The sequence below is a fragment of the Achromobacter sp. 1011791174 genome (assembly GCF_059760925.1).
Map to the genome: position 1 here is coordinate 1 of NZ_JCBANH010000057.1, position 23,729 is coordinate 23,729.

Consider the following 23,729-nt stretch of genomic DNA (forward strand, 5'->3'; position numbering starts at 1 on the left):
GGCTTCGCCCGCCGCGTCTGCCCGGCCACCCGGCCTGCTACGGTCGGTCACCAATTCAATGAAAACTCGACGCGCGCCGGGTGATAATGCGCCGGCGCGGAAATGCCTCCGCGCCGCGTTCGCTCAGGCGGGTGCGCCGCGCCGTGGCGCGCCTTCCTTCAGCGCAGACGGCAGCGCGCCATGCGATGCGGGATCGCCAGGGCCTGTCGCTTCCTCGGGAGTCGTCTGGCCCCGGGGGGAGTAGGCAAATAACGCTGGCCTGACCGGCATGAAAACGGGATCGTTACATTGATGAGCATTACCGAAATGTTTGCGTGGCTGACCAGCGAGAACGGCCTGATGGCCCTGCTGGCGCAGAACTGGGTGCTGGGCACCCTGATCATCGCCCTCATCATCTTCGTCGAGACGGGACTGGTGATCATGCCCTTCCTGCCGGGCGATTCACTGCTGTTCGCGGCGGGCGCCTTCCTCGGGCTGGCGGGCATCGATCCGCTGACCTCCATCGCCATCATCACGGCCGCCGCCATCGCCGGCGACGCGCTCAACTACACGATCGGTTCTTCCCGCTGGGGCCAGAAGCTGGCGCACAGCCGATGGATCAAGCCCGCGCACATGGAGCGCGCGCGGGAATACTTCGCGCGCTTCGGCGCCATGACGATCACCGTCGCCCGCTTCGTGCCCATCGTGCGCACGCTGGCGCCTTTCGTGGCCGGCCTGTCGCAGATGCCGCGCGGCCGCTTCTACGCCTACAACGTGGTCGGCGGCGTCGTCTGGTGCAGCTCGATGATGCTGGCCGGCTATTGGCTGGGCTCGATTCCCTGGGTCCGGGCCAACCTGCATTGGGTCTCGGTCATCATCATCGGCCTGTCGCTGATCCCCGTCGCGCTGCAATGGCTGCAGGTGCGACGCCTGGCGCAGCAGCGCTGACGCCAGGCGCCGGGCTGGCTAGACCAGGCGCTGCGGCGTCCGGCGGCGCCAGCCCAGCATGAAGTAGCCCGACTGCAGGACCAGCATCGCCATGAAGGCCAGGGCGTAGGCCCACCAGATGCCGGACAGGCCGATGCGCGCGTCCAGCCACCAGGCGGCGGGCAGTTCCACGCCCACGATGGCCAGCACGCCCAGCGTGGCGGGCACGAGCACCGTGCCGCTGGCGCGCATCACGCCCGACAGCACGGACGCGCAGCCCAGCGCCACCACGCTCCACGCCACGATGCGCAGCAATTCGCCGGCCTGCGCTGCGGCGGCGCCGTCCTTCAGGAACAGGCCGATGGCGTAGGGCGCCAGTGCATAGGCGGCGCAGACGAACAGGCCCGTCACCGCCACGTTCATCATCAACCCGGTGCGGGCGATGGCGCCCAGCCGGTGGCCGCGTCCGGCGCCGATGGCGTGGGCGGCCAGGATGGTGGCGCTGATGCCCAGCGACATCGCGGGCAGTTGCAGCCAGCTCATCAGCTGCGTCACCGCGCCATAGGCCGCCGTGGCCTGCGCGCCGTGTCGATTCACCAGCCCCAGCAGCGCGATCTCGGCCGCCGCCATGGTCAGCATCTGCAGGGCGGCCGGCACGCCGATCTTCAGGATCGAGCGCGTCAGCGCCGGGTCGAAGCGCAGTTCGCGCAGCAGGGCAGCATTGGGCGCCAGGGGATGGCCCCGGCGGCGCCAGCGCCACGCCAGCCAGCCCAGCGCCAGCGTGAAGCCGAGCAGCGTGGACACGGCCGGGCTGAGGACATCGAGCCTGGGCAGCCCCGCCCAGCCGGCGATCAGCGCGGGCGTGCACAACAGCGCCACGCCAGTCGCCAGGATCAGCGCCCACATGGGCGAGACGGCATCGCCTACGCCCCGGCTGATGGATGTGGCCAGCCACAGCAGGAAGATCAGCGGCGCGCCGACCAGCATCACGCGGGCGTAGCGCACGGCGTCATCGAGGATCTCGGGCGGCGTGTCCAGGGCCTTGAGCAGCATGGGGGCGGTCAGGCCGCCGATCACACTGACGATCAGGCCCACCGCCAGCACCAGCGCCAGGGCCGTGCCGGCGACGGCGCGCGCGCGGGTCGGATTGCGGGCGCCCCAGGCCTGGCCGGCCAGCACGGTGGCGCCGACGCTCAGGCCGATGATGATGGCCAGCAGAAAAAAGAACACGGGAAAGAAGGCCGAGACGGCGGCGATCGCTTCCAGGCCGATCATCTGGCCGAGATAGATGCCGTCGATGGTTCCGGCGGCGGCCTGCAGCGTGTTGGTCAGCATCATGGGCGCCAGGATGGCCAGATAGGCTTTCCATAAGGGCGGGGCTTGCAAGGGAGGCAAGGTGGTTGCCTGGGTCATCGCGTTTCCTTGGGCGATACGGGGCCTGTCCGCGACGGAAAGGGTTCCGGCGGAAGGTCATGGGTCCGTGGGGAAGTGGTTGGTCCGCCTGTCCGGGAGGCGGCGCGTCAGTGGCGCGCAATCTGGCCGGGCAGGCGGGTGCAAATATTACCCGGACAAAATAATCAAATCAATATGTCCGGGTAAAAATATTTGAAGTAGACCTGGGCAGCCGTGGCGGCGGCACGGGGCACCCGGATCGGAGGCGGCCGGGCGGTGAAGCGGGACAAAAAAACGGCGGCCCCTCGCGGGACCGCCGTTCTCTTTGCTGGCGCATCCGCGCGCAACGCGGATCGCCGGGCAGGGCAGAGGCTTAGCCGATGGAGGCCAGGATCTGGTTCAGCGTGGCGCTGGGACGCATGGCCGCGACAGCCTTGGCCTCGTCCAGCTGGTAGTAGCCGCCCAGGTCCACGGGCTTGCCCTGGGCCGCCTTCAGCTCGTCCAGGATGCGGGTCTCGCGCTCACCGAATTCCATCGCGGCGTTGGCGAACTGCTTGGCCAGCGCGGCGTCCTCGGTCTGGGCGGCCACGGCCTGGGCCCAGTACATGGCCAGGTAGTAGTGGCTGCCGCGATTGTCCAGGCCGCCGACCTTGCGGGCGGGCGACTTGTTCTCGTCCAGGAACTTGGCGGTGGCCTGGTCCAGGGTCTTGGCCAGCACCTGGGCCTTGGCGTTCTTATAGGTACGGCCAAGGTGATCCAGCGATTCGGCCAGGGCCATGAACTCGCCCAGCGAATCCCAGCGCAGGAAGCCTTCTTCGACGAACTGCTGCACGTGCTTGGGCGCGGAACCGCCGGCGCCGGTCTCGAACAGCTCGCCGCCGGCCATCAGCGGGACGATCGACAGCATCTTGGCGCTGGTGCCCAGCTCCATGATGGGGAACAGGTCGGTCAGGTAGTCGCGCAGCACGTTGCCGGTCACCGAGATGGTGTCCTGGCCGGCGCGGATGCGCTTGAGCGAGAACTTGGTGGCTTCGACCGGATCCAGGATGCGCAGGTCCAGGCCGCTGGTGTCGTGGTCGTTCAGGTACTGCTTGACCTTGGCGATGACCTGCGCGTCATGGGCGCGGTTCTCGTCCAGCCAGAACACGGCCGGGGTCTTGGTGGCGCGGGCGCGGGTGACGGCCAGCTTGACCCAGTCCTGCACGGCGGCGTCCTTGGTCTGGCACATGCGCCACAGGTCGCCGGCCTCGACGGCCTGCTCCAGCAGCACCTTGCCCGAGGCGTCGGTGACGCGCACGGTGCCGGCGGCCGGGATGACGAAGGTCTTGTTATGCGAGCCGTATTCCTCGGCGGCCTGGGCCATCAGGCCGACGTTGGGCACGCTGCCCATCGTGACCGGATTGAAGGCGCCGTTGGCCTTGCAGTCCTCGATCACGGCCTGGTAGACGCCGGCGTAGCAGCGGTCCGGGATCACGGCCTTGGCGTCCTGCAGTTCGCCGGCGGCGTTCCACATCTTGCCCGAGTCGCGGATCATGGCCGGCATCGAGGCGTCGACGATCACGTCGCTGGGCACGTGCAGGTTGGTGATGCCGCGGTCGGAGTTGACCATGGCCAGCGCGGGCAGCGTCTTGTAGGCCGCGTCGATGTCGGCGGTGATGGCGGCCTGCTGCTCGGCGGGCAGGCTCTGGATCTTGGCGTACAGGTCGCCGATGCCGTTGTTGGGGTCGAAGCCCGCCTGCTTGAGCGCGTCGGCGTGCTTGGCCAGCACGTCCTTGTAGAACACGGACACCACGTGGCCGAAGATGACGGGGTCGGAGACCTTCATCATGGTGGCCTTCAGGTGCACCGAGAACAGCACGCCCTTGGCGCGGGCGTCGTCCACCTGCGCCTGCAGGAAGGACTTCAGCTTGCCGACGGACATGACGGCGGCGTCGATGATCTCGCCGGCCTTGACCGGGGTCTTGTCCTTGAGCACGGTGACGGCGCCGTCGGCGGCGGCCAGCTCAATCTTCAGGTCGCCGGCTTCGGCGATCAGGGCCGACTTCTCGGTGCCGTAGAAGTCGCCTTCATTCATGTGGGACACGTGCGACTTGGAGTCGGCTGCCCAGGCGCCCATCTTGTGGGGGTGCTTGCGGGCGTAGTTCTTGACCGACAGCGGCGCGCGGCGGTCGGAGTTGCCTTCGCGCAGCACCGGGTTGACGGCGCTGCCCTTGACCTTGTCGTAGCGCGCCTTGACGTCGCGCTCGGTGTCGTTGGCGGGCGAATCCGGGTAGTCGGGCAGCTTGTAGCCCTGGGCCTGCAGTTCCTTGATGGCGGCCTTCAGCTGCGGCATCGAGGCGCTGATGTTCGGCAGCTTGATGATGTTGGCTTCCGGCTTGACGGCCAGCGCGCCCAGTTCGGCCAGGGCGTCGCCCAGCTTCTGGCTTTCTTCAAGATAGTCGGGGAAGACGGCGATGATGCGGCCGGCCAGCGAGATGTCGCGCGTTTCGACGGTGATGCCGGCGGACTTGGCGAAGGCCTGGACGATGGGCAGCAGCGAACGGGTCGCCAGCGCCGGAGCTTCATCGGTAAAGGTATAGATAATCTTCGGAGTAAGAGACATGATCCTTGAATCTGCCCGGCGCCTCGCGCTGGGCGCGGACCTGGGCATGCTGTGCGGCGCTAGCCGGTAGTGTTGTCGAGAGTGGCCAAACATGGCTGCCGCCCGGCCTTTGTCACGGTCAAGTTGCTCGACCGTCCAGGTGGGTGCCGCAGTCACTAGTCGAACATTGTAATACCGTGGCAGGCTCGGAGGACAGCGGCGCGGGCGCCGGGCGTCCATTTGACAAACGGTCGGGCTTGGCGGAAAGTACGTCCCATGAATGCACGCGTCGCCAGCATCTCGCTGATTATTATTTCCATCATTCCCGAAATGGTGGGTTAGCCAGCGACCGCATTCAGTCACAGCCACCCGCCCAGACAGGCGGGTTTTTTGTGTCCGCCGTTCCGGGTAAACACAGAGAACCCGCATGCCAGACACGCCGACCGCCACCGTTTCCTCCGCTTTCTCCTCCGTTTCCGCCGATCTCGCCGCCCCGTCCGGCGCGGGCGGATTCGCCCAGGGCCAGCCCTCGCAGCTGGACTATCTGCGCCAGATCCTGTCCGCCGGCGTCTATGACATCGCCCGCGAAACCGAGCTGGAACCGGCGCGCGGCCTGTCGGCCCGGCTGGGCAACGCGGTGTACCTGAAGCGCGAGGACAACCAGCCGGTGTTCTCGTTCAAGGTGCGCGGCGCCTACAACAAGATGCGCAACACGCCGCAGGCCGCGCTGGACCGGGGCGTGATCACGGCGTCGGCCGGCAACCACGCCCAGGGCGTGGCGATCTCGGCCGCCCGGCTGGGCGTGCGCGCCACCATCGTGGTGCCGCAGACCGCGCCGCAGGTGAAGGTGGACGCGGTGCGCGCCCACGGCGGGCCGACGGTGGAGGTGGTGCTGGCCGGCGATTCCTACAGCGACGCCTACGCCCACGCGCAGACGCTGGCGCGGCGGCAGGAGCTGACCTTCATCCCGGCCTTCGACGATCCCTACGTGATCGCCGGCCAGGGCACGGTGGGCATGGAGATCCTGCGCCAGATGCCGTCGGCGCCCGACGTGGTGTTCGTGCCCATTGGCGGCGGCAGCCTGGCGGCGGGCGTGTCCACCTACGTCAAGGCCGTCAATCCGGCGGTGCGCGTGGTCGGCGTGCAGACCGAGGATTCCTGCGCCATGGCGCAATCGCTGCGCGCGGGCGAGCGGGTGAATCTGGCCGAGGTCGGTCTGTTCTCGGACGGCACCGCCGTCAAGCTGGTGGGCGAGGAAACCTTCCGCCTGTGCCGCGAGTACCTGGACGAGGTGATCCTGGTGGACACCGATGCGGTCTGCGCCGCCATCAAGGACGTGTTCCTGGAAACGCGCAGCGTGCTGGAGCCGGCCGGCGCGCTGGCGCTGGCGGGCCTGAAGCGCTATGTGGAGCGGGAAGGGCTGAGCGGCCGGTCGCTGGTGGCCATCACCTCGGGCGCCAACATGAACTTCGATCGCATGCGCTTCGTGGCCGACCGCGCCGACGTGGGCGAGGCGCGCGAGGCGGCCTTCGCCGTCACGCTGCCGGAAGAGCGCGGCAGCTTCCGCCGCTTCTGCGCCGTGATCGGGCAGCGCAACGTGACCGAGTTCAACTACCGCATCGCCGACGAGCGCCGCGCCCATATCTTCGTCGGCGTGCAGATCGCGCGCCGGGGCGAGGCCGCCGACATCTCGCGGTCCCTGCAGGACGAAGGCTTCGACGTGCGCGATCTGAGCCACGACGAGCTGTCCAAGCAGCACATCCGCTACATGGTCGGCGGCCGCTCGCCGCTGGCGACGGGCGAGCGTCTGTTCCGTTTCGAGTTCCCGGAGCGTCCGGGCGCGTTGATGAAATTCCTGTCGGCCATGGCGCCGAACTGGAACATCAGTCTGTTCCACTACCGCAACCAGGGCGTGGATTTCAGCTCGGCCCTGGTCGGCATCCAGGCGCCGCCGGCGGACGCGACGGCGCTGGACGCTTTCCTGGCGCAACTGGGCTACGCCCATTCCGAGGAAACCGACAACCCGGCCTACCGGCAATTCCTGGCCTGAAAACGGGCGGACCGCCATGGCGTGGCGGTCCGGGTCGCGCGGGGGAGAGGGGGGCGCTAGGCGCGCGAATCGCCCATGCGCGGTTGCTGGCCGGCGCCCGCGGCATGCGGCTGGCGCCACCAGCGCTGGCCCGCGTGCGGCGCGGCGATGTCGATGCGTTCGCCCATCATCGGCGTGGTGACCTGGATGCCGCGCGGCGCGGCCAGCGCCACCACCTGCTGGAACGGATCATCCCAGGCGTGCATCGCCAGATCGAAAGTGCCGTTGTGGATCGGCAGCAGCCAGCGGCCGCGCAGATCCTGGTGGGCCTGCACGGTTTCGGTCGGCTGCATGTGCACGTAGGGCCACTGCGGATCGTAGGCGCCGGTTTCCATCAGGGTCAGGTCAAAGGGACCGAAGCGCCGGCCGATTTCGGCGAAGCCGTCGAAATAGCCGCTGTCGCCGCTGAAGAAGACGCGCAGCTCGTCGTCCTCGATCACCCAGGACGACCACAACGTGCGATTGCTGTCGGCGAGGCTGCGTCCGGAAAAATGCTGGGCCGGCGTGGCCGTCAGGCGCAGGCCGTCGATTTCGACGTCTTGCCACCAATCGAACTGGCGGATCCGGTCCGCCGACACACCCCAGGCGGCCAGGCGGTCGCCCACGCCCAGCGGCGACAGGAAGACCTCGGTCTTGCTCGCCAGCGCCTTGATGGCGCGATGGTCGAGGTGGTCGTAGTGATCGTGCGACAGGATCACGCCGCGTAGCGGCGGCAGCTCGGCCAGGGAAATCGGCGGGGCATGAAAGCGCTTCGGTCCCAGGAACTGCACCGGAGAGGCGCGCTCGCTGAACACCGGATCGGTCAGCCACCAGCCGCCGCGCAGCCTCAGCAGCACCGTCGAATGGCCCAGCCGGTACAGGCTGCGGTCCGGCGCCAGGCGCAGCGCCTCGCGCGTCAGCGGGTGCACGGGCACCGGCGCGGGCGGCGTGGTGTTGGCCGGCTTGTTGAAGAAGAAATCCCACATGATGCGGGCGCTGGACGCCGGCGCCTTGGTGGGCTTGGGCGTGGCGTTGCGGAAGCGGCCGCCGCTGGCTTGTGGCGAGCTGGCGTAGTCGCCGGTGGCGGCACAGGAAAAGGGATTGCGCATCTAGACCATCAACTCCGTATACAGGGCGGGGCGGCGGGCCGGCGGCCTGGGCGGCCGGCGAATCGCCCCGGATTGCCAGAGCTTAAGGGCTGGATTGGGAACGATCCATGCTTTAAAGTCGTTATTTCTTTGTTGATCGTACGGAATCTGTCTTGGATCCTTTGTCAGACGTGCTTTCTCTGCTCAAACCGCAAAGCCAGCTTTACGCGGGTTTCGACGTGGCGGGCGAGTGGTCGTTCGCTTTTCCTGCGCACGACGGCATCAAGTTCGCCGCCGCCCTGCGCGGATCGTGCTGGGGCAGGGTGGCGGGGCAGGACGCGCCGATCCGTTTCGACGAGGGCGACTGCTTCCTGGTGAACCGGGGATGCCGCTTCGTGATGGCGTCGGACCTGGCGCTCGCGCCGGACGACCCCTCCCATCTCTTGGAAGCCGTGGTGCGCGACGGCATCGCCGTCCACAACGGCGGCGGCGAGCAGTTCCTGGTCAGCGGCAAGGTGAACTTCGACAGCCATCACGCGGCGCTGCTGTTCGACGCCTTGCCGCCCCTGATCAAAGTGCCGGGCGCTTCGCCGCAGGCCGCCGTGCTGCGCTGGGCGCTGGAGCAGCTGGCCTCGGAGTTGCGTAGTCCGGGTCCCGGCGGCGCACTGGTATCGACCCATCTGGTCCATCTGATGCTGGTGCAGATCCTGCGCATCCACCTGGGCGCGCTGTCTTGCGGCGCGCCGGCGGGCTGGCTGTCGGCGCTGGCGGATCCCAGGATCGGCGCGGCGCTGGGCGCCATCCACGCCGAACCGGGACGCGGTTGGACGCTGGAGGCGCTGGCCCGCGTCGCCGGCGTGTCGCGCACGGTCTTCGCGCAGCGCTTCAAGGCGCTGGCGGGAACCACGGTGATGAACTACCTGACGCGCTGGCGCATGCACACGGCGGCCGAACGGCTGCGCAGCGGCGACGAGAGCATTTCCGCCATCGCGTTTTCGCTGGGCTATGAATCCGAAAGCGCCTTCAGCACGGCGTTCAAGCGCGCCATGCTGTGCGCGCCGTCGCAGTACCGGCGCGGGGGCGGGGCGCTGCCGCTGACGGTCTGAGGGTGCGCATGTAGCGGCTTGCCGGCGTCCGATGGCGTCATCGCATGTCAGCCGGACGGCCTAGCGCGAAGGATCCAGGCATCGTCCATCAGGCCTAGGGCATGGGTCGGGAACCGCTACCTTTGGCGGCTTTTCGGCGTCCTGGTCCGGCGCCAATAATCGCTTCATCTGGCTTGACCGGGTTGCCGGCCAAGAAAGGGCGATGTCCTGCATGGGGCATCCACTCATGGAGCAGACTCATGGTTGGGACCGAGACGATTCTTGTCACCGGCGGCGCTGGCTTCATCGGTTCGCATACCTGCGTGGAACTGCTGGCGCAAGGCTACCGGGTCGTGGCGTTGGACAGCCTGATCAACAGCCATCCGGAAGCGATCGCGCGCATACGCCGCATCGCCGGCGGCGAGCTGGCCTTCGTGCGCGGCGACGCCTGTTCCCTTGAAACGCTGGAGCAGCTGTTCGACGCGCACCGCATAGACGGCGTCATCCATTTCGCGGCGCACAAGGCCGTGGGCGATTCCGTCCGCACGCCGCTGGCCTACTATCGCAACAATCTGATCAGCCTGCTGAATCTGCTTGAGGTCATGCGGACGCGGCAGGTCAAGACCTTGGTGTTCAGTTCGTCCGCGACGGTGTATGGCGATCCGGCCACGGTGCCGCTGGACGAGACCGCGCCGCTTTCGGCAACCAACCCCTATGCGCAGACCAAGCTTGCCGGCGAGCGGATCCTGGCCGATCTGGCCGCATCCGACCCGGCCTGGCGCATTGCCACGCTACGGTATTTCAATCCGGTGGGGGCGCACGAGAGCGGCCTGATCGGTGAAGACCCGTCGGGCATTCCCAACAACCTGATGCCTTTCGTGGCCCGCGTGGCGTCGGGACGCCTGCCCTTGCTGCGCGTGTTCGGGCGCGACTGGCCGACGCCGGACGGCACCGGCGTGCGCGATTACGTCCATGTGGTCGATCTGGCGCGCGGTCATATCGCGGCGCTGGCGGCCCTCAAGCGCGGGCCGAGCGGCTTCACGGTCAACCTGGGCACCGGACGCGGGTACAGCGTGCTGGAGGTCATCGCCGCGTTCGAGCGCGCCAGCGGCCGGCAGGTGCCCTATGAATTCACGGAGCGCCGTTCCGGCGATGTGGCGGTCTACTATGCCGCGACCGGACTGGCCCGCGCCTTGCTGGGTTGGGAGGCCAGTCTTGATCTTGACCGCATGTGCCAGGATGCCTGGCGCTGGCAGAGCCGCAATCCGGCGGGCTATCGGTCCGCGTAGCCCAGCCGGGACGCGAGCCGGACGCTCATCTCAAGCGCTGGCGTCCGCCAGCAGCGGCCGCGCGGCCAGCGCGCCGCGAAACGATTCCAGCAGCACGCGCTTGTTCTCGCGGCTGCGGTAGGCGTGCTCGCGCATCAGGTTCTCGGCGCGCACCGCCTCGCGCCGGGTGATGGCGCGCAGCAGGTCTTCGTGGTCGGCCTGGGCGCGCAGCACGAAGGGCGTTTCCAGCAATGAGGGGGTGGACGGCAGCGTCAGCGCGGCCGGGCCGGCCAGCGGCGTCTTGTTGTTGTGTTCCAGCGCCGACAGCAGCGCGCGGTTGCCGGCGGCCTCGCACAGGATTTCGTGAAAGCGCCGGTTGATCTGGCCCCATGCGCGCGCGTCCACCGTGGTGTTCGGATCCAGCCGCGCCGGCGCCAGCAGCTGGCGGCCTTCTTCCACCGCCTGCTCCAACTGCGCCAGCACCTCGGGCGGGGCGCCGCGCTCGGCCAGCAGCCGCGCGGCCATGCCTTCCAGCACGCCGCGCACGTCCACCGCGTCGCCGATCTCGTCCACCGTGAAGGCGCGCACGCGAAAGCCGCGCGACGGCAGCCGTTCCAGCAGGCCTTCCTTTTCCAGCTCGGTCAGCGCGATGCGCAGCGGCGTGCGCGATACGCCCAGCCGCGCCGAGAACTGCAGCTCCACCACGCGCTCGCCGGGCTGCAGGGCGCCGGACAGCACCATGTCGCGGAGTTCGGAAATGACTTTGTCGATCTGTGCGGCCATGCGGCAAGGTCCTGGGGTGGTCGGGGAAGGATTCAGTGTACCCGCGAAATTGCATGCAATCTGTCGATAAGTATCTGATCTGCCCTTGCGATTTCTCAAAATTGCATGCAATAATTTATAAAAACAACGGATGGGCGTCAGAAAAAGCCAGGATTGCATGCAAAACCGGGTACGGATGCATGCCTTCAGTCCGAACCGACAGGAGACAAGATGAAGCTGATGAGCTTCGAGCAGAGGGGCCGCCAGGCCTGGGGCGTGGTGCGCGGCGAGGAGGTCGTTGACCTGTCCGGCGTGTGGCCCGACTTGCGGACCGCGCTGGAGGACGGCGCCGGGCGCATCGCCCGGGAGGCCGACCGCGCCGGCATGCCCTGTACGCCCCTGGCGGGCCTGCAATGGCTGCCGCCCGTGCCCAACCCGCGCAAGATTCTGTGCGTGGGCCTGAACTACGGCCGCCACGTGCTGGAGGCCGGCCGCGAGCTGCCGGCGCATCCCTCGCTGTTCATCCGCTACGCCGACAGCTTCGTCGGCCACGGCCAGGACATGTGGAAGCCGCGCGCCTCCGACCGCTACGACTATGAAGGCGAGCTGGCCGTGGTCATCGGCCGGGCAGGGCGCCACATCGCGGCGCGCGACGCGCTGTCGCACGTGGCCGGCTACACCTGCATGGCCGAGAACTCGGTGCGTGACTTCCAGAAGCACAACGCCCAGGTCACGCCCGGCAAGAACTTCGAGCGCAGCGGCGCGCTGGGCCCCTGGCTGGTCACCGCCGACGAGATCGGCGACCCGGCGCGGCTGCGGGTGATGACGCGGCTGAACGGCGAGACCCTGCAACAGGGCGAGGTCTCGGACCTGATTTTTCCCATCGCCGATCTGATCGCCTACATCAGCGCCTTCACCCCCTTGTCGCCGGGCGACGTGATCGCCACGGGCACGCCGGAGGGCGTGGGTTCCAGCCGCAAGCCGCCGCGCTTCATGGCCGTGGGCGACACGCTGGAAGTGGACATTCCCGGCGTGGGCACGCTGGTCAACCGGGTGGCGGACGAACCCGCCCCTGCACATCAAGAACAAGGAGACGCGCATGGCTGATGCGCTGCTGTACCTGACGGAACGCGACGTGGTCTCGGTGCTGGACATGCGCCGCGCCATCGATGCGCTGCACGGCATGCTGGTGGCCCAGGGTCGTGACGAGGCCCGCAACCTGCCCAAGGCGCTGGCGACCTGGGGCGATGGCAGTTCCATGCACGCGCTGGGTTCGGTGCAGACGGGCGAGGGCGGCTACGCCGGCTTCAAGACCTGGGTCCATACCAAGGCCGGCGGCGGCTCGGTGTTCAGCCTGTTCGACGCCCGCACCGGATTCCTGCGCGCGGTGATCGAGGCGCGCGCGCTGGGCATGCTGCGCACCGCCGCGATCAGCGGCGTGGCCACGCGCGCCCTGGCGCCGCAGGACGCCAGCCGCGCCGCGCTGATCGGCACCGGACCGCAGGCCGTGACGCAGCTGGCGGCGCTGGCCGAAGTGCGCGAACTGCGGCGGGTGCGCGTCTACAGCCCCACGGCAGAAAAGCGCCGCGCCTTCGTGGCGGCGGCCTCGGCCCGCTATGCCTTCGAGATCGAGGAATCCCCCACGCTGGCGCACGCGCTGGCCGATGCCGAGATCGTGACCCTGATCACGCGCGCCGTCGAACCCTTCGTGGACGCGGCCCAGTTGGCCGACTGCCGCCACCTGAACGCGGTGGGCGCGATCCTGCCGGCCAAGGCCGAGTTCGCGCAGGACGTGTTCGAACGCGCCGACCGCGTGGTGGTCGACGACCTGGAGAACGCCAGGCGCGGTTCGCGCGAGCTGCGCGAGCGCTACGGCGTCGATGCGCCGTCCTGGCCCGGTGTGTCGCGGCTGAGCGATGTGCTGGCGGCCGGCGAAACGCGCGCCCCGGATGCGCGGCTGACGCTGTTCAAGGGCATGGGCATGGGCCTGTCCGACCTGGCGATGGCCACGGTGGTGTACGAGCAGGCGCTGGCGCGCGGCCTGGGCGTGGCGCTGCCGCCGCAGACCCGCGAGAACCTGCTGCTGGCGCAGGGCTGACACCAACAATCAATGAGACAGCCGGCGCGCGCGCCGGCGGCAACAGGAGACAAGCATGTTCATCGACGTCAGCGGGGCCGCGCCCCGCGAACAGGACAAGTGGCCGTCCATCGTGGTCCCCAAGGAAGCGATCGACCTGGAAATCGCCCGCCTGATCGACGCGCCCAAGCCGGACAACGGCCGCCGCGCCTCCCTCATCGTGCATCCGAACGCGCGCGCGCCCGGCCTGGGCCTGGCGCCGGGAACCGACGTGACCATCAACGTGGTCAACCCCGGCGAGCGCACCTGGAACCTGCGCAAGAACTCCAACATGCTGGAGATCTGTATCAGCGGCGAGGGCGTTGCCACCGTGGCGGGCCGCGATATCCGCGCCGGCCGGTGGGACGTCTGGAACACGCCCGCCATGCAGGTGCATTCCTACCGCAACGACGGCAAGGAACCGTGGGTGCGCCTGTCGTACTCCAACGCGCCGCTGCTGGAAAAGCTGGAGATCCACTACGTCGAGGAATTCGAGGGCGACGTGCCGCCAGCCGACGCCAACACCAAGCCGGTGCCGGCCCGCGCCCCGGGCGCCGCGCGCTCGCGCGACCTGGCGCTGCGCGAGCAGATCACGCCGGAAGGCGCCTGGCTGATGGGCTATGAGTGGCTGATCGATATCGACGTGCTGGAATCCAAGGCGCTGCACTGGCCCTGGGCCGAGGTCTCGCGCCACCTGCCGACGGTGGAGGACATCGCGCGTGGCTACAACGGCCGCCGCCTGTTCGTGCTCTACAACCCGGCCACCGAGCGGCGCATCGGCACCACGCACAGCTTCTTCGCCACCATTTCGTCCTCGCCGCCGGACAACCATCACGTGCCGCATCGCCACAGCTCGTCGGCCATCAACTACTACCTGCGCGGCAACGGCTACAGCAAGGTCAGCGGCGAACGGCTGGACTGGAAGGCCGGCGACCTGATCCTGTCGGCGCCGGGCTGGGCCATGCACTCGCACCATTCCGGCACCGAGACCACGTCCGCGCTGACCGTGCAGGACCATCCGCTGCAGATCGCCATGGAATCGCTGATCTGGCAGGAGCGCATGCAGGAGCCCATCCTGGCGCTGGGCAGCCAGAGCGGCTTCGAGAGCAACCGCGCGCAGCTGGCCGCCGCGTCCTGAGCGCCGCCGCGCCGACACCGACATGAACCCTGGATCCGACATGACCCTGACCGAGCTTTCCGACGCCCCGGCGCTGCGCGCGCGCCTGCGGGATTTCTATGAAGACTACGCCCACTGCCTGGACGAGGACCGGCTGGAGCAATGGCCCGACTTCTTCACCGAGGACTGCCATTACCGCGTGCTCTCGCGCGAGAACCACGACGCCGGCCTGCCGCTGGGGCTGATCTATTGCATGAACAAGAACATGGTGCGCGACCGCGTCACCGCGCTGCGCGAGACCACCATGTTCGAGCCGCGCGCGCTGCGCCATTTCATCAGCGGCGTGCGCGTGACTGAGGTCGATGGCGACCGCATCGTCGCGCAGGCCAATTTCGCGGTGATGGAGTCGCTGTCCGACCGCGAGCCCACGCTGAACATGGTCGGCCGCTACCTGGACGAGCTGCGCGTGACGCCGCAGGGGCTGGCGTTCAGCCGCCGCGACTGCGTCTACGACAACTACCGCGTGCGCACCTCGCTCATCGTCCCCATCTGAATCCGCCGCAAGGAAATCCGTCATGACCTGTCCCGACGCCGCCACGCGGCAAGAAGCGCCCGCCGCGGCCCCCGTCCATATCGAGCGCCGCTGGCCCAAGGAAGGCTATACGCGCATCCCCAACTGGGTCTACACCGATCCGGCCATCTTCCAGAAGGAGATGGACGTGTTCTTCGGCGGCAAGACCTGGAACTACGTGGGCCTGGAATGCGAAGTGCCCGAGACCGGCTGCTTCAAGCGCAACTGGATCGGCAACCGTCCCGTCATCATGGTGCGCGGTGAAAACGGTGATATCCACGTGCTGGAGAACCGCTGCGCCCATCGCGGCGCGCAGATCTGCTGGCAGAACACCGGCAAGGTGGCCGATTTCACCTGCCCGTACCACCAATGGAACTATGACCTGGAAGGCAATCTGCAGGGCGTGCCGTTCCGGCGCGGCGCGCTGGGCAAGGGCGGCATGCCGCGCGACTTCGATCCCAAGCAGAACGGCATCCGCAAGCTGCGCAGCGTCAATCGCGGCGGCTCGGTCTGGGCCACCTTCGCCGAGGACGCGCCCAGCTTCGAGGACTACTGCGGTCCGGAAGTGCTGGCGGAGATCGATCACATGCTGCCGGGCAAGCCGCTCAAGCTGCTGGGCTACAGCCGCCAGCTGATCCCCAGCAACTGGAAGATGTACCTGGAGAACCTGAAGGATCCGTACCACGCGACCCTGCTGCACACCTTCTACATCACCTTCGGCCTGTGGCGCGCAGATTCCAAGTCCGAGTGCATTCCGACCGGCGGCGGCGCGCACAGCGTGATGGTGTCGCACAACGAAGGCAAGAAGAAGACCGAGGCCACCACCGAGATGAGCCGCTTCCGCGAGGACCTGGAGCTGCTGGACCTGGAGACGGTCACGCCGCGCGCCGAGTTCAATCGCGGACGCGTCGGCGGCGCCTGGGTGTTCCCGGCGGCGCAGTTCGGCATCCAGGCCAATTCGCTCAAGACGCGCCACGTCATTCCGCGCAGCCCCACCGAGCACGAGCTGGTGTTCACCTACTACGGCTACGAGGACGACGACGAGGAAATGACGCGCCTGCGCCTGAAGCACGCCAACCTGCTGGGGCCGGCCGGCTTCGTGTCCATGGACGACAGCGAGATGCTGAACCAGGTGCAGATCGGCGTCACCGGCTACCCGGAAGCGCGCGGCATCGTCGAAATGGGCGGCCGCGACACCGAGCCGGCCGACTACATGGTGACCGAGGTGCTGATCCGTTCGTTCTACGACTACTACCGCAAGGCGATGGGGCTGTGAGCATGGAAACCTGGAAACGCGTGGCCCAAGTGGGCGATATCTCGCCCGACACCAATACCCTGCGCGTCGTGCTGGACGGCGAGGGTGTCTGTCTCTATGACTTGCAAGGCGAGATCTGCGCCACGCAGGACCGCTGCCCGCATGGCAACGCCAGCCTGGCCGACGGCTACCTCGAGGACGGCACCATCGAATGCCCGCTGCACCAGGGCGTGTTCGACATCCGCAGCGGCAAGCCGAAATGCCCGCCCGTCACGACCGACCTGCGCCGCTACGAGGTGAAGGTGGACGGCGATGTCATCTACCTGAAGGCGGAAGCCGCGTGAACGCCGGCGCCATCGTCATCGTCGGCGCCGGCCAGGCGGGCGGCTGGGCCGCCACCACGCTGCGCGACCGCGGCTACGACGGCCGCATCGTGCTGCTGGGCGACGAGCCGCACGCGCCCTACGAACGGCCGCCGCTGAGCAAGGCGGTGCTGTCCGGCCAGGCCCTGGCGGAAAGCACCGAGCTGTTCGCCGCGCACAAGCTGGAGTCGATGGGCATCGAGTTCGAGCCCGGCGTCGCGGCGCTGCGGCTGCGCGTCGCGGACAGGCGGGTGGACACGTCCTCCGGCCAGGCGCTGGCCTACGACAAGCTGATTCTCTGCACCGGCGGCCGGCCCACGGTGCCGGCGCTGCCGGGCGTGGACCATGACGGTGTGCATGTGCTGCGCACGCGGGCCGATGCCGAGCGGCTGCGCGCCCGGCTGGGCCCCGACCGGCATGTGCTGATCGTGGGCGGCGGCTGGATCGGGCTGGAGGTTGCCGCCACGGCGCGCCAGTCCGGCAGCAAGGTCACGGTGCTGGAGCGCGAGGCGCGGCTGTGCGCGCGCAGCGTGCAGCCGGGCGTGTCGGCGCATCTGGCGACGCTGCACGCGGCCAACGGCGTGGCGCTGCGGCTGAACGCCGGCCTGCGCGCCGTGGGCGGTTCAGCCGATGGCCGGCCCGTGGCGGAACTGGCGGATGGCTCCTCGATCGCCGCCGATGCGATCGTGCTGGGCGTGGGCCTTACGCCCAACGATGCGCTGGCGCGCGACGCCGGCATTGCCTGCGATCGCGGCGTGCTGGTGGACGAGCGTTGCCGCACATCGGCGCCGGACGTGTACGCGGCCGGCGACGTGGCTGTGTCCGCGCGGCCCGGCGGCGGCCGCTTGCGGCTGGAGTCCTGGCAGAACGCGCAGGATCAGGGCACGGCGGCGGCGTTGTCGGCGCTGGGCCTGGGCGAAGCGTATCGGCCGACCGGCGCGGTCTGGTCGGAGCAATACGACGCCATGGTGCAGATCGTCGGCTTTCCGGCGCTGGCGGCCAGCGAGGTGCTGCGGCCGCAGGCGGATGCCCGCGCGCTGCTGTCGGTGGCGCTGGATGCGGAAGGCCGCGCCGTGGCGGGCGTGACAGTGAACGCGGCGCGCGAACTGCGCCAGCTGCGTAAATGGATCGCGCAGGGCGCGGTGCTGGATCCGGCGCTGCTGCGCCGGTCCGATGCGCCGCTGGCCAGCGCCCAGATCGGATGATGGCGACCCCGGAACCGGGCAAGGAGCATGCAATGGAACTTGAACACCTGCTTACCAAGGCCGCCTGCGAAGAAACCGTGCTGGCGTTTTTCCATGCGCTGGACACGCGCCGGCACGAGGCCGCCGCCGCGCTGATGACCGAAGACGGCTGCTGGGAACGGCAAGGACGGCTGCTGTCCGGCCGCGAGCAGATCTTGGACGCGCTCAATGGCCGCGCGCCGGATCGCGCCACCTGCCATGTCGTGACCAATCTGCGGCTGGCCACGCTGGACGGATCGCGGGCCACGGTCGCCTATTTCCTGACCGCCTATGAGAGCAGGCCGACGGAGCAGGGCGGGGCGCCACGGCTGGTCGCGATCCGCGAATGCCAGGACACGCTGGTGGCCACCGCGCAGGGCTGGCGGCTGCAGGACAAGCGCAGCCGCCGCCATCTGCCGCCCGAATGAGCGCCGGATGTCGAGCCTCAGGCACTGAATCGCAGCCATCGAATCACAGCCACTGCATCACAGTCACCGAATCCCAATCATCCCGGAGAACCTTCCATGGATTCCGCCACCATCAGGGCGCTGGCGCAGCGCCTGGACCAGGCCGAGCGCGGCCGCAGCCAGGTGCGCCAGCTGTCGCTGGACCATCCCGACATCACCATCGCCGACGCCTACGCCATTCAGCGTGAATGGGTGGCCTCCAAGATCGCGGCGGGCCGGCGGCTGGTCGGCCACAAGATCGGCCTGACCTCGCGCGCCATGCAGCTGTCGTCGCAGATCGACGAGCCGGACTACGGCGCGCTGCTGGACGACATGCTGTACGGCGACGGCGCCGAGATCCCGCGCGACCGCTACATCGTGCCGCGCGTCGAGGTGGAACTGGCCTTCATCCTGGAGCGCCGCCTGCAAGGGCCGGACGTGACGCTGTTCGACGTGCTGGACGCCGTGCGCTACGTGATTCCCGCGCTGGAAATCATCGACGCGCGCTCGCACCAGATCGATCCCGACACCAAGCGCCCGCGCAAGGTCTTCGACACCATCGCCGACAACGCGGCCAACGCCGGCGTGGTCATGGGCGGCCGCCCTGTGCGGGTCGGCGACACCGACCTGCGCTGGGTCGGCGCCATGATGTCGCGCAACGCCGTGATCGAGGAGACCGGCCTGGCGGCCGGCGTGCTGAATCATCCGGCCAACGGCGTGGTCTGGCTGGCCAACAAGCTGGCCGAGCACGATGTGGCGCTGGAGGCCGGGCAGATCATCCTGAGCGGCTCCTTCACGCGGCCGGTCTACGCCGAGCGCGGCGACACCTTCCACGTCGACTACGGCGCGCTGGGCGCCGTCAGCTGCCGTTTCGTCTGAGGAAAGCCGGATCCAGGAATACCCGCAGCAACCCGCGCGCCACATATCCACTACACAGGGCGCGCGCTACCATTGAACAGGAGACAAACTTGAAACCCTACAAGAGCTTGATCGGAACGGTCGCCGCCGCCTGCGCGTCGCTGGCGTTCTGTACGGCCCAGGCCGAGCCGGCCTGGCCCACCCACGCCATCACCCTGGTGGTGCCCTTCGCGGCCGGCGGCGGCGGCGACACGCTGGCGCGGCTGATGGCCGAACCGCTGGGACGCGAGCTGGGCCAGACCATCATCGTGGAAAACCGGCCGGGCGCCGGCGGCAATATCGGCACGTCCATCGCCGCGCGCGCCAATCCCGACGGCTACACGCTGGCATATGGCACCAACGGCACGCAGGCCACCAATCACTGGCTTTACAAGAGTCCCGGCTATGCGCCGGGCGACTTCGAGCCGGTGTCGCGCTTCACCATCATCGCCGCGGCCCTGGTGGTGAACAGCGCCGATGAACGCTTCAAGACCCTGGAGCAGCTGATCGCCTACGCCAAGTCGCGTCCGGGCGAACTGACCTGCGGCTCGGCCGGCAACGGCACCTCGTCGCACCTGGCCTGTGAACTGCTCAACCAGATGGCGGGCATCAAGGTCATGCACATCCCGTACAAGGGTGGCGGCGCGGCCATGACCGACCTGCTGGGCGGCCGCATCTCGTTCATGATCGACGTGATGCCCAACGTCTCGGGCCAGATCGCCGCCGGCAAGCTGCGCGCGCTGGGCGTGACCACGCCGGAACGGGTGGCGTCCAATCCGGACATTCCCACCGTCAGCGAGGCGGGCGTGAAGGGCTACGAGTTCTACGCCTGGGACGGCCTGTACGCGCCCAAGGGCACGCCGGTCGCAGTGCTGGACAAGCTCAACGCCGCCCTCAACCAGGTGCTGCAGAAGCCCGAGGTGCGCAAGATGCTGGAATCGCGCGGCGCCATTCCGTCGCCGACCACGCGGGCCGGCCTGAAGGACTTCGGCGCCGAGGAATACGAGCGGCTGGGCAAGGTGGTGAAGACCGCCGGCGCGTCGATCGACTGAGCGGGGCCAGGGCAGGCGGTGCGCAAGCGGACCGCCTGCGCACTGCGCGACCGGATCAGCCCAGCATCCGCAGCGCCATGGCGACGAGCCACTGCGCGTCGGCGGGCCTGGCATGCTCGCGGGCCTGCGAGTCGGCGCCCACCGCCACGAAAGGCGCCCGCACATGGGCGCCGATCTGGCCGGCGATGGGCTGGTGGTAGTCCGTGATCGCGAGCACGGGGCGCGCATCGCCGTTCAGGCAGGCGTCCAGATGCGAGGTCCGGGGCGTCATCAGGGGGTTGAGCCCGTTCCAGCGGTCGGCGGCGCCGGCGTCGCGCGCCAGGCGCGTATAGCTGGGGCAGCTCCAGATCTCGCTGTCTATGCCCCAGTCACGGCGCAGCCACCCGGCCGCCTGGATCACGCGCGACAAGGCCTTGCCCGCGCCGCACAGCCGGATCCGCGCGTCGGCCGACGCCGGGCCGATGCGGTACATCCCGCGCCAAGCGGCTTGCGCGTCCGGCTCGCTGAGCGGATCCGCGCCCGCGTCATCGCCATGCAGCGTCAGGTAGCAGCAGCCGGCGTCACCGTCCACATACAGGGCTTGCAGCGCGCCCCGCAGGATCGCGCGGGCCTCGTCGGCCGATGCCGGGTCATACGGCGTGCAGGGCAGGTAGGCATTGAGCCAGACCGGCACATCGGGCATCACGCCCTTGGTCCAGCGCGACGGCGTGGTTTCCGCCAGGTTCAGGATGATGCCGCGATCCTGCGTTTCCCAGCAGGCCGCGCTCAACGCGCTGGCGGCGCTGGCGCGCAAAAAATACAGCAGCGGTTTTTCATGGCCTGGCTCCGCGCCGCCGAAGCGCAGCGGCCAGGCCGCCGCGAGGCCCGCGTCGGGCACATCGTCCGCGCCGGGGCCCTTGACCAGCGACAGTTGGCTGGCGTCCCCGGCTTCCGCGAGCAGCGTGCGCGCCAGTCCCCGAGCCATCGCGGCCGGCGACTCCCGTGCTTGATGCGCCGCGCCGGAACGGCGGGCGGCCATGCGCGCCAGGCACGCCTGTGCGGCGGCGCGGGTGCTGGCCGAAGGTCGGGGCCCATTGTGCGTGTGGCTGGACATGTGTGTTTGCTCGGCGGATGCACACGGCGGTGCGTGCTTTGATTAGAATTGCATTTGCAACTATTGTAGCGGCAAGTATTTCACGCAATCAAACCGGAGCGCGCCATGGCAGCCGAAAACCGACATCCCATCACCTTCTACACGGCCAATACGCCCAACGGCCTGAAGGTCGGCATCTATCTGCATGAGGCGGGCCTGGCGCACCAGCGTCATCCCGTGGACCTGGGCGCGGGCGAGCAGAAGCGGCCCGAGTACCTGAAGATCAACCCGAACGGCAAGATTCCCGCCATCGTCGACCACGAAGCCGGACTGACGGTATTCGAATCGGGCGCCATTCTTTCGTACCTGAGCAACAAGTCCGGCCATCTGCAGCCGGACACGCTGGCCGGACAGCTGGCGGTGCAGCAATGGTTGCATTTCCAGATCGGCGGCATCGGCCCCATGCTGGGGCAGCTCTGGTGGTTCCTGCATGGGTCCCGGAGCGGCAACGAAGAGGCGATCGAGCGCTACCGCAAGGAGTCGCTGCGCCTGCTGGGCGTGGTGGACCGGCGGCTGGGCGAATCGCGCCATCTGGCCACGCCGGATTACTCGATCGCGGACATCGCCGCCTTTTCGTGGCTGCGCACGAGCGAGGAACTGCAGCTGGACATCGCGTCGTTCGAGCACGTGGGCCGGTGGCTGGAGGCCATCGAGGCCAGGCCGGCGGTCCAGGCGGCCGTGCGGGAAAGCCAAGGCGGTTGATTCAGGACGAAATTGTCCACAATGTTGCGCCCGCCGGCTGCTTTTTCCAACGGGTTCCCGGGCGCACACTGCCGTCCGTCATCACCCCCAAGGAACCCAGACCATGACATCCCCGCACGTCGCCGCCTTCGTTGCCGGCCCCCAGCCCACCGTCTTCATCGTCAACGTCATCCATGCCCATCCCGGCAAGCAGGAGCAAGCCTTCAGCGCCATCCAGGACGTGGTGCGCTACGTCGCCCGCACCAAGCAGGGCTTCCTGTGGAGCAATCTGTCCAAGAGCACCGACGGCAAGACCGTGGTCAACATCGAGGCCATTTCCGGCGCGAACAAGGTGGACGAGTTCTTTTCCGATCCGGTATTCCTGGAGAAATTCGGCCGGCTGGATGAAGTGTCCACCAGCGAGTTCCATACCTACCGCGTGGATGACCTGGTGCTGCCAGGGGCGAAATAGCGCGGGCGCATCCGTTTGCCAACGGGTGCGGGAAGGCGGGCAGGGCGGCCGACCCGGCCTGGGAGTAATCTGTGGCCTGCCGCGCGGCGCGGTGCTGAAATGCGACGGCCCGGCCCGCGCATTCCCTACGCCTTCCCAGGCAACCCACAACCCGGAGTCAACGTGAAACTCATCGGCATGCTGGATTCCCCCTATGTACGGCGCACCGCCATATCGCTGCGCCTGCTTGGCATCGATTTCGATCACCTGCCGCTATCCGTATTCAGCACCTTCGACGAATTCAAGGCCATCAATCCGGTCGTCAAGGCGCCCACGCTGGTGCTGGACGATGGCACGGTCCTGATGGATTCCACGCTCATCATCGACTATGCCGAACATGCCAGCGGACGCACGCTCATGCCGGATTCCCTGGAGCAGCGGCGCCAGGCCACGGCCGTCATCGGGCTGGCATTGGCGGCTTGCGAGAAGACGGTGCAGATCGTCTATGAACGCAATCTGCGTCCGGCGGAGAAACAGCACGAGCCCTGGGTGGCCCGCGTGCAGGGCCAATTGGACGCGGCCTACGCCACGCTCGAGACCGCCTTGCACAAGACATGGACGCCGACGCTGCCCTTGAAGAAGCTCGGCCAGTTCGCCGTGACGGCGGCGGTCGCGTGGAGGTTCACGCAGGCCTTGCTGCCGGGATCGGTCGACGCGCAGCGCCATCCCGGGCTGGCGCGGCTCTCCGATCAGGCGGAAGCGTTGCCGGCGTTCCAGGCGTTTCCGCACGATTGAAGCAAGCCTGTCCAGGGATGGCCCGGCGCTTTCCGGATGTTCAAGGCAGCAGGCCATCCGGAATCCCCGCGCGCAGTCTCCATGCGGAGTGCCCCGCGCGTCTCGCATCCAGGGGAGGGGCCAGACTGGCCAATCTGCAGGCGATCTCCGACTCGGTCCATTCGCACAGAGAGATTGTTCCGAGCTCGAGCTGAGCGTAGGTGGCCGGCGCCATTCCGAGACGGATCGCCATGACGTCCTGCGAATAAGAGAGCCAGCTGCGCCAGGCGCGCAGCAGCGTCCAGTTGTATGTGCGCATCAACGCCTGGATGGGCTCGGGCTTCTCCAGGCGATAGCCGCGCCTGCGCAGCCTTATGTTGTTGGCAGCGGATTCTGTCAGCAGTCCCGTGTCCATTTTCTATTGCTGCCTTCTGTATGTTGCAGGGGGTGCGTCGAAGTGACGCTTGAATGTCTTGCGGAAGGTGCCGGAATCCGAAGGACG

Annotated in this window: 23 protein-coding genes; 17 read left to right on the forward strand and 6 right to left on the reverse strand. The window is 68.3% G+C overall.

Features of this window, described 5'->3' with window-relative positions; all coding sequences use genetic code 11:
• The first annotated feature begins 291 nt into the window (after positions 1 to 291).
• On the forward strand, positions 292 to 927 hold the full coding sequence (locus AC6LJ5_RS19030) for a VTT domain-containing protein (protein WP_103274367.1): 636 nt from the start codon (positions 292 to 294) through the stop codon (positions 925 to 927).
• An 18-nt stretch (positions 928 to 945) separates the two neighbouring features.
• On the opposite strand, the gene AC6LJ5_RS19035 is transcribed toward AC6LJ5_RS19030, so the two are convergent.
• Both AC6LJ5_RS19035 and AC6LJ5_RS19040 read right to left on the reverse strand, forming a co-directional pair.
• Entirely contained in the window at positions 946 to 2,319 is a 1,374-nt protein-coding gene (locus AC6LJ5_RS19035) for an MATE family efflux transporter (protein ID WP_199770859.1), read from the reverse strand.
• 352 nt (positions 2,320 to 2,671) lie between these two features.
• Positions 2,672 to 4,900, reverse strand: coding sequence for an NADP-dependent isocitrate dehydrogenase (locus AC6LJ5_RS19040; RefSeq protein ID WP_498141292.1), 2,229 nt, complete (start codon positions 4,898 to 4,900; stop codon positions 2,672 to 2,674).
• 406 nt (positions 4,901 to 5,306) lie between these two features.
• On the opposite strand from AC6LJ5_RS19040, the gene ilvA reads away from it, so the two are divergent.
• On the forward strand, positions 5,307 to 6,929 hold the full coding sequence (ilvA, locus tag AC6LJ5_RS19045) for a threonine ammonia-lyase, biosynthetic (protein ID WP_498141293.1): 1,623 nt from the start codon (positions 5,307 to 5,309) through the stop codon (positions 6,927 to 6,929).
• Positions 6,930 to 6,985: 56 nt separating this feature from the next.
• Here ilvA and AC6LJ5_RS19050 read toward each other — a convergent pair whose 3' ends face one another.
• Positions 6,986 to 8,056, reverse strand: coding sequence for an MBL fold metallo-hydrolase (locus tag AC6LJ5_RS19050; RefSeq protein WP_498141294.1), 1,071 nt, complete (start codon positions 8,054 to 8,056; stop codon positions 6,986 to 6,988).
• Between the two features lie 152 nt (positions 8,057 to 8,208).
• On the opposite strand from AC6LJ5_RS19050, the gene AC6LJ5_RS19055 reads away from it, so the two are divergent.
• Entirely contained in the window at positions 8,209 to 9,141 is a 933-nt protein-coding gene (locus tag AC6LJ5_RS19055) for an AraC family transcriptional regulator (RefSeq protein WP_103274370.1), read from the forward strand.
• Positions 9,142 to 9,380: 239 nt separating this feature from the next.
• Positions 9,381 to 10,409: a UDP-glucose 4-epimerase GalE gene (gene galE, locus AC6LJ5_RS19060; protein ID WP_498141295.1), complete on the forward strand. Its 1,029-nt coding sequence runs from the start codon at positions 9,381 to 9,383 to the stop codon at positions 10,407 to 10,409.
• A gap of 30 nt (positions 10,410 to 10,439) precedes the next feature.
• On the opposite strand, the gene AC6LJ5_RS19065 is transcribed toward galE, so the two are convergent.
• A complete protein-coding gene (locus AC6LJ5_RS19065) occupies positions 10,440 to 11,171 on the reverse strand; it encodes a GntR family transcriptional regulator (protein WP_103274372.1) in 732 nt (243 codons plus the stop codon).
• 210 nt (positions 11,172 to 11,381) lie between these two features.
• On the opposite strand from AC6LJ5_RS19065, the gene AC6LJ5_RS19070 reads away from it, so the two are divergent.
• The 10 genes from AC6LJ5_RS19070 to AC6LJ5_RS19115 all read left to right on the forward strand — a co-directional run bounded on the left by AC6LJ5_RS19070 (position 11,382) and on the right by AC6LJ5_RS19115 (position 20,189).
• A complete protein-coding gene (locus AC6LJ5_RS19070; RefSeq protein ID WP_498141296.1) occupies positions 11,382 to 12,257 on the forward strand; it encodes a fumarylacetoacetate hydrolase family protein in 876 nt (291 codons plus the stop codon).
• On the forward strand, positions 12,250 to 13,248 hold the full coding sequence (locus AC6LJ5_RS19075) for an ornithine cyclodeaminase family protein (protein WP_103274374.1): 999 nt from the start codon (positions 12,250 to 12,252) through the stop codon (positions 13,246 to 13,248). Before AC6LJ5_RS19070 ends, AC6LJ5_RS19075 begins: the two co-directional genes overlap by 8 nt.
• A 55-nt stretch (positions 13,249 to 13,303) precedes the next feature.
• On the forward strand, positions 13,304 to 14,404 hold the full coding sequence (locus AC6LJ5_RS19080) for a cupin domain-containing protein (protein ID WP_498141297.1): 1,101 nt from the start codon (positions 13,304 to 13,306) through the stop codon (positions 14,402 to 14,404).
• A 40-nt stretch (positions 14,405 to 14,444) separates the two neighbouring features.
• On the forward strand, positions 14,445 to 14,936 hold the full coding sequence (locus AC6LJ5_RS19085; protein WP_103274376.1) for an aromatic-ring-hydroxylating dioxygenase subunit beta: 492 nt from the start codon (positions 14,445 to 14,447) through the stop codon (positions 14,934 to 14,936).
• Between the two features lie 22 nt (positions 14,937 to 14,958).
• Entirely contained in the window at positions 14,959 to 16,230 is a 1,272-nt protein-coding gene (locus AC6LJ5_RS19090; protein ID WP_103274377.1) for an aromatic ring-hydroxylating dioxygenase subunit alpha, read from the forward strand.
• A 2-nt stretch (positions 16,231 to 16,232) separates the two neighbouring features.
• Positions 16,233 to 16,553: a non-heme iron oxygenase ferredoxin subunit gene (locus AC6LJ5_RS19095; protein WP_103274378.1), complete on the forward strand. Its 321-nt coding sequence runs from the start codon at positions 16,233 to 16,235 to the stop codon at positions 16,551 to 16,553.
• Positions 16,550 to 17,776: an NAD(P)/FAD-dependent oxidoreductase gene (locus AC6LJ5_RS19100; protein WP_498141298.1), complete on the forward strand. Its 1,227-nt coding sequence runs from the start codon at positions 16,550 to 16,552 to the stop codon at positions 17,774 to 17,776. Before AC6LJ5_RS19095 ends, AC6LJ5_RS19100 begins: the two co-directional genes overlap by 4 nt.
• Before the next feature lie 32 nt (positions 17,777 to 17,808).
• Positions 17,809 to 18,222, forward strand: a complete 414-nt coding sequence (locus AC6LJ5_RS19105) for a nuclear transport factor 2 family protein (RefSeq protein WP_103274380.1) — start codon at positions 17,809 to 17,811, stop codon at positions 18,220 to 18,222.
• A gap of 96 nt (positions 18,223 to 18,318) precedes the next feature.
• Positions 18,319 to 19,119 (forward strand): 2-oxo-hept-4-ene-1,7-dioate hydratase, encoded by an 801-nt coding sequence (hpaH, locus tag AC6LJ5_RS19110; protein ID WP_498141299.1) that lies wholly within the window; start codon positions 18,319 to 18,321, stop codon positions 19,117 to 19,119.
• Between the two features lie 89 nt (positions 19,120 to 19,208).
• The gene (locus tag AC6LJ5_RS19115) at positions 19,209 to 20,189 is read left to right on the forward strand and encodes a Bug family tripartite tricarboxylate transporter substrate binding protein (protein ID WP_103274382.1); all 981 of its coding nucleotides are present in this window, start codon (positions 19,209 to 19,211) and stop codon (positions 20,187 to 20,189) included.
• Positions 20,190 to 20,244: 55 nt separating this feature from the next.
• Here the strand turns inward: AC6LJ5_RS19115 and AC6LJ5_RS19120 are convergent, their stop codons facing one another.
• Positions 20,245 to 21,282, reverse strand: coding sequence for a transketolase-like TK C-terminal-containing protein (locus AC6LJ5_RS19120; protein WP_498141300.1), 1,038 nt, complete (start codon positions 21,280 to 21,282; stop codon positions 20,245 to 20,247).
• Positions 21,283 to 21,387: 105 nt separating this feature from the next.
• Between AC6LJ5_RS19120 and AC6LJ5_RS19125 the strand changes: the two genes are divergently transcribed.
• From AC6LJ5_RS19125 to AC6LJ5_RS19135, 3 genes are all read left to right on the forward strand, one after another.
• Positions 21,388 to 22,023, forward strand: a complete 636-nt coding sequence (locus tag AC6LJ5_RS19125) for a glutathione S-transferase family protein (protein ID WP_498141301.1) — start codon at positions 21,388 to 21,390, stop codon at positions 22,021 to 22,023.
• Between the two features lie 103 nt (positions 22,024 to 22,126).
• Entirely contained in the window at positions 22,127 to 22,474 is a 348-nt protein-coding gene (locus tag AC6LJ5_RS19130; protein WP_498141302.1) for an antibiotic biosynthesis monooxygenase, read from the forward strand.
• Between the two features lie 162 nt (positions 22,475 to 22,636).
• Complete coding sequence (locus AC6LJ5_RS19135; RefSeq protein ID WP_498141303.1) at positions 22,637 to 23,248, forward strand: glutathione S-transferase; 612 nt, start codon at positions 22,637 to 22,639, stop codon at positions 23,246 to 23,248.
• A 40-nt stretch (positions 23,249 to 23,288) separates the two neighbouring features.
• Here AC6LJ5_RS19135 and AC6LJ5_RS19140 read toward each other — a convergent pair whose 3' ends face one another.
• Positions 23,289 to 23,642: a hypothetical protein gene (locus tag AC6LJ5_RS19140; RefSeq protein WP_498141304.1), complete on the reverse strand. Its 354-nt coding sequence runs from the start codon at positions 23,640 to 23,642 to the stop codon at positions 23,289 to 23,291.
• Between the last annotated feature and the right edge of the window lie 87 nt (positions 23,643 to 23,729).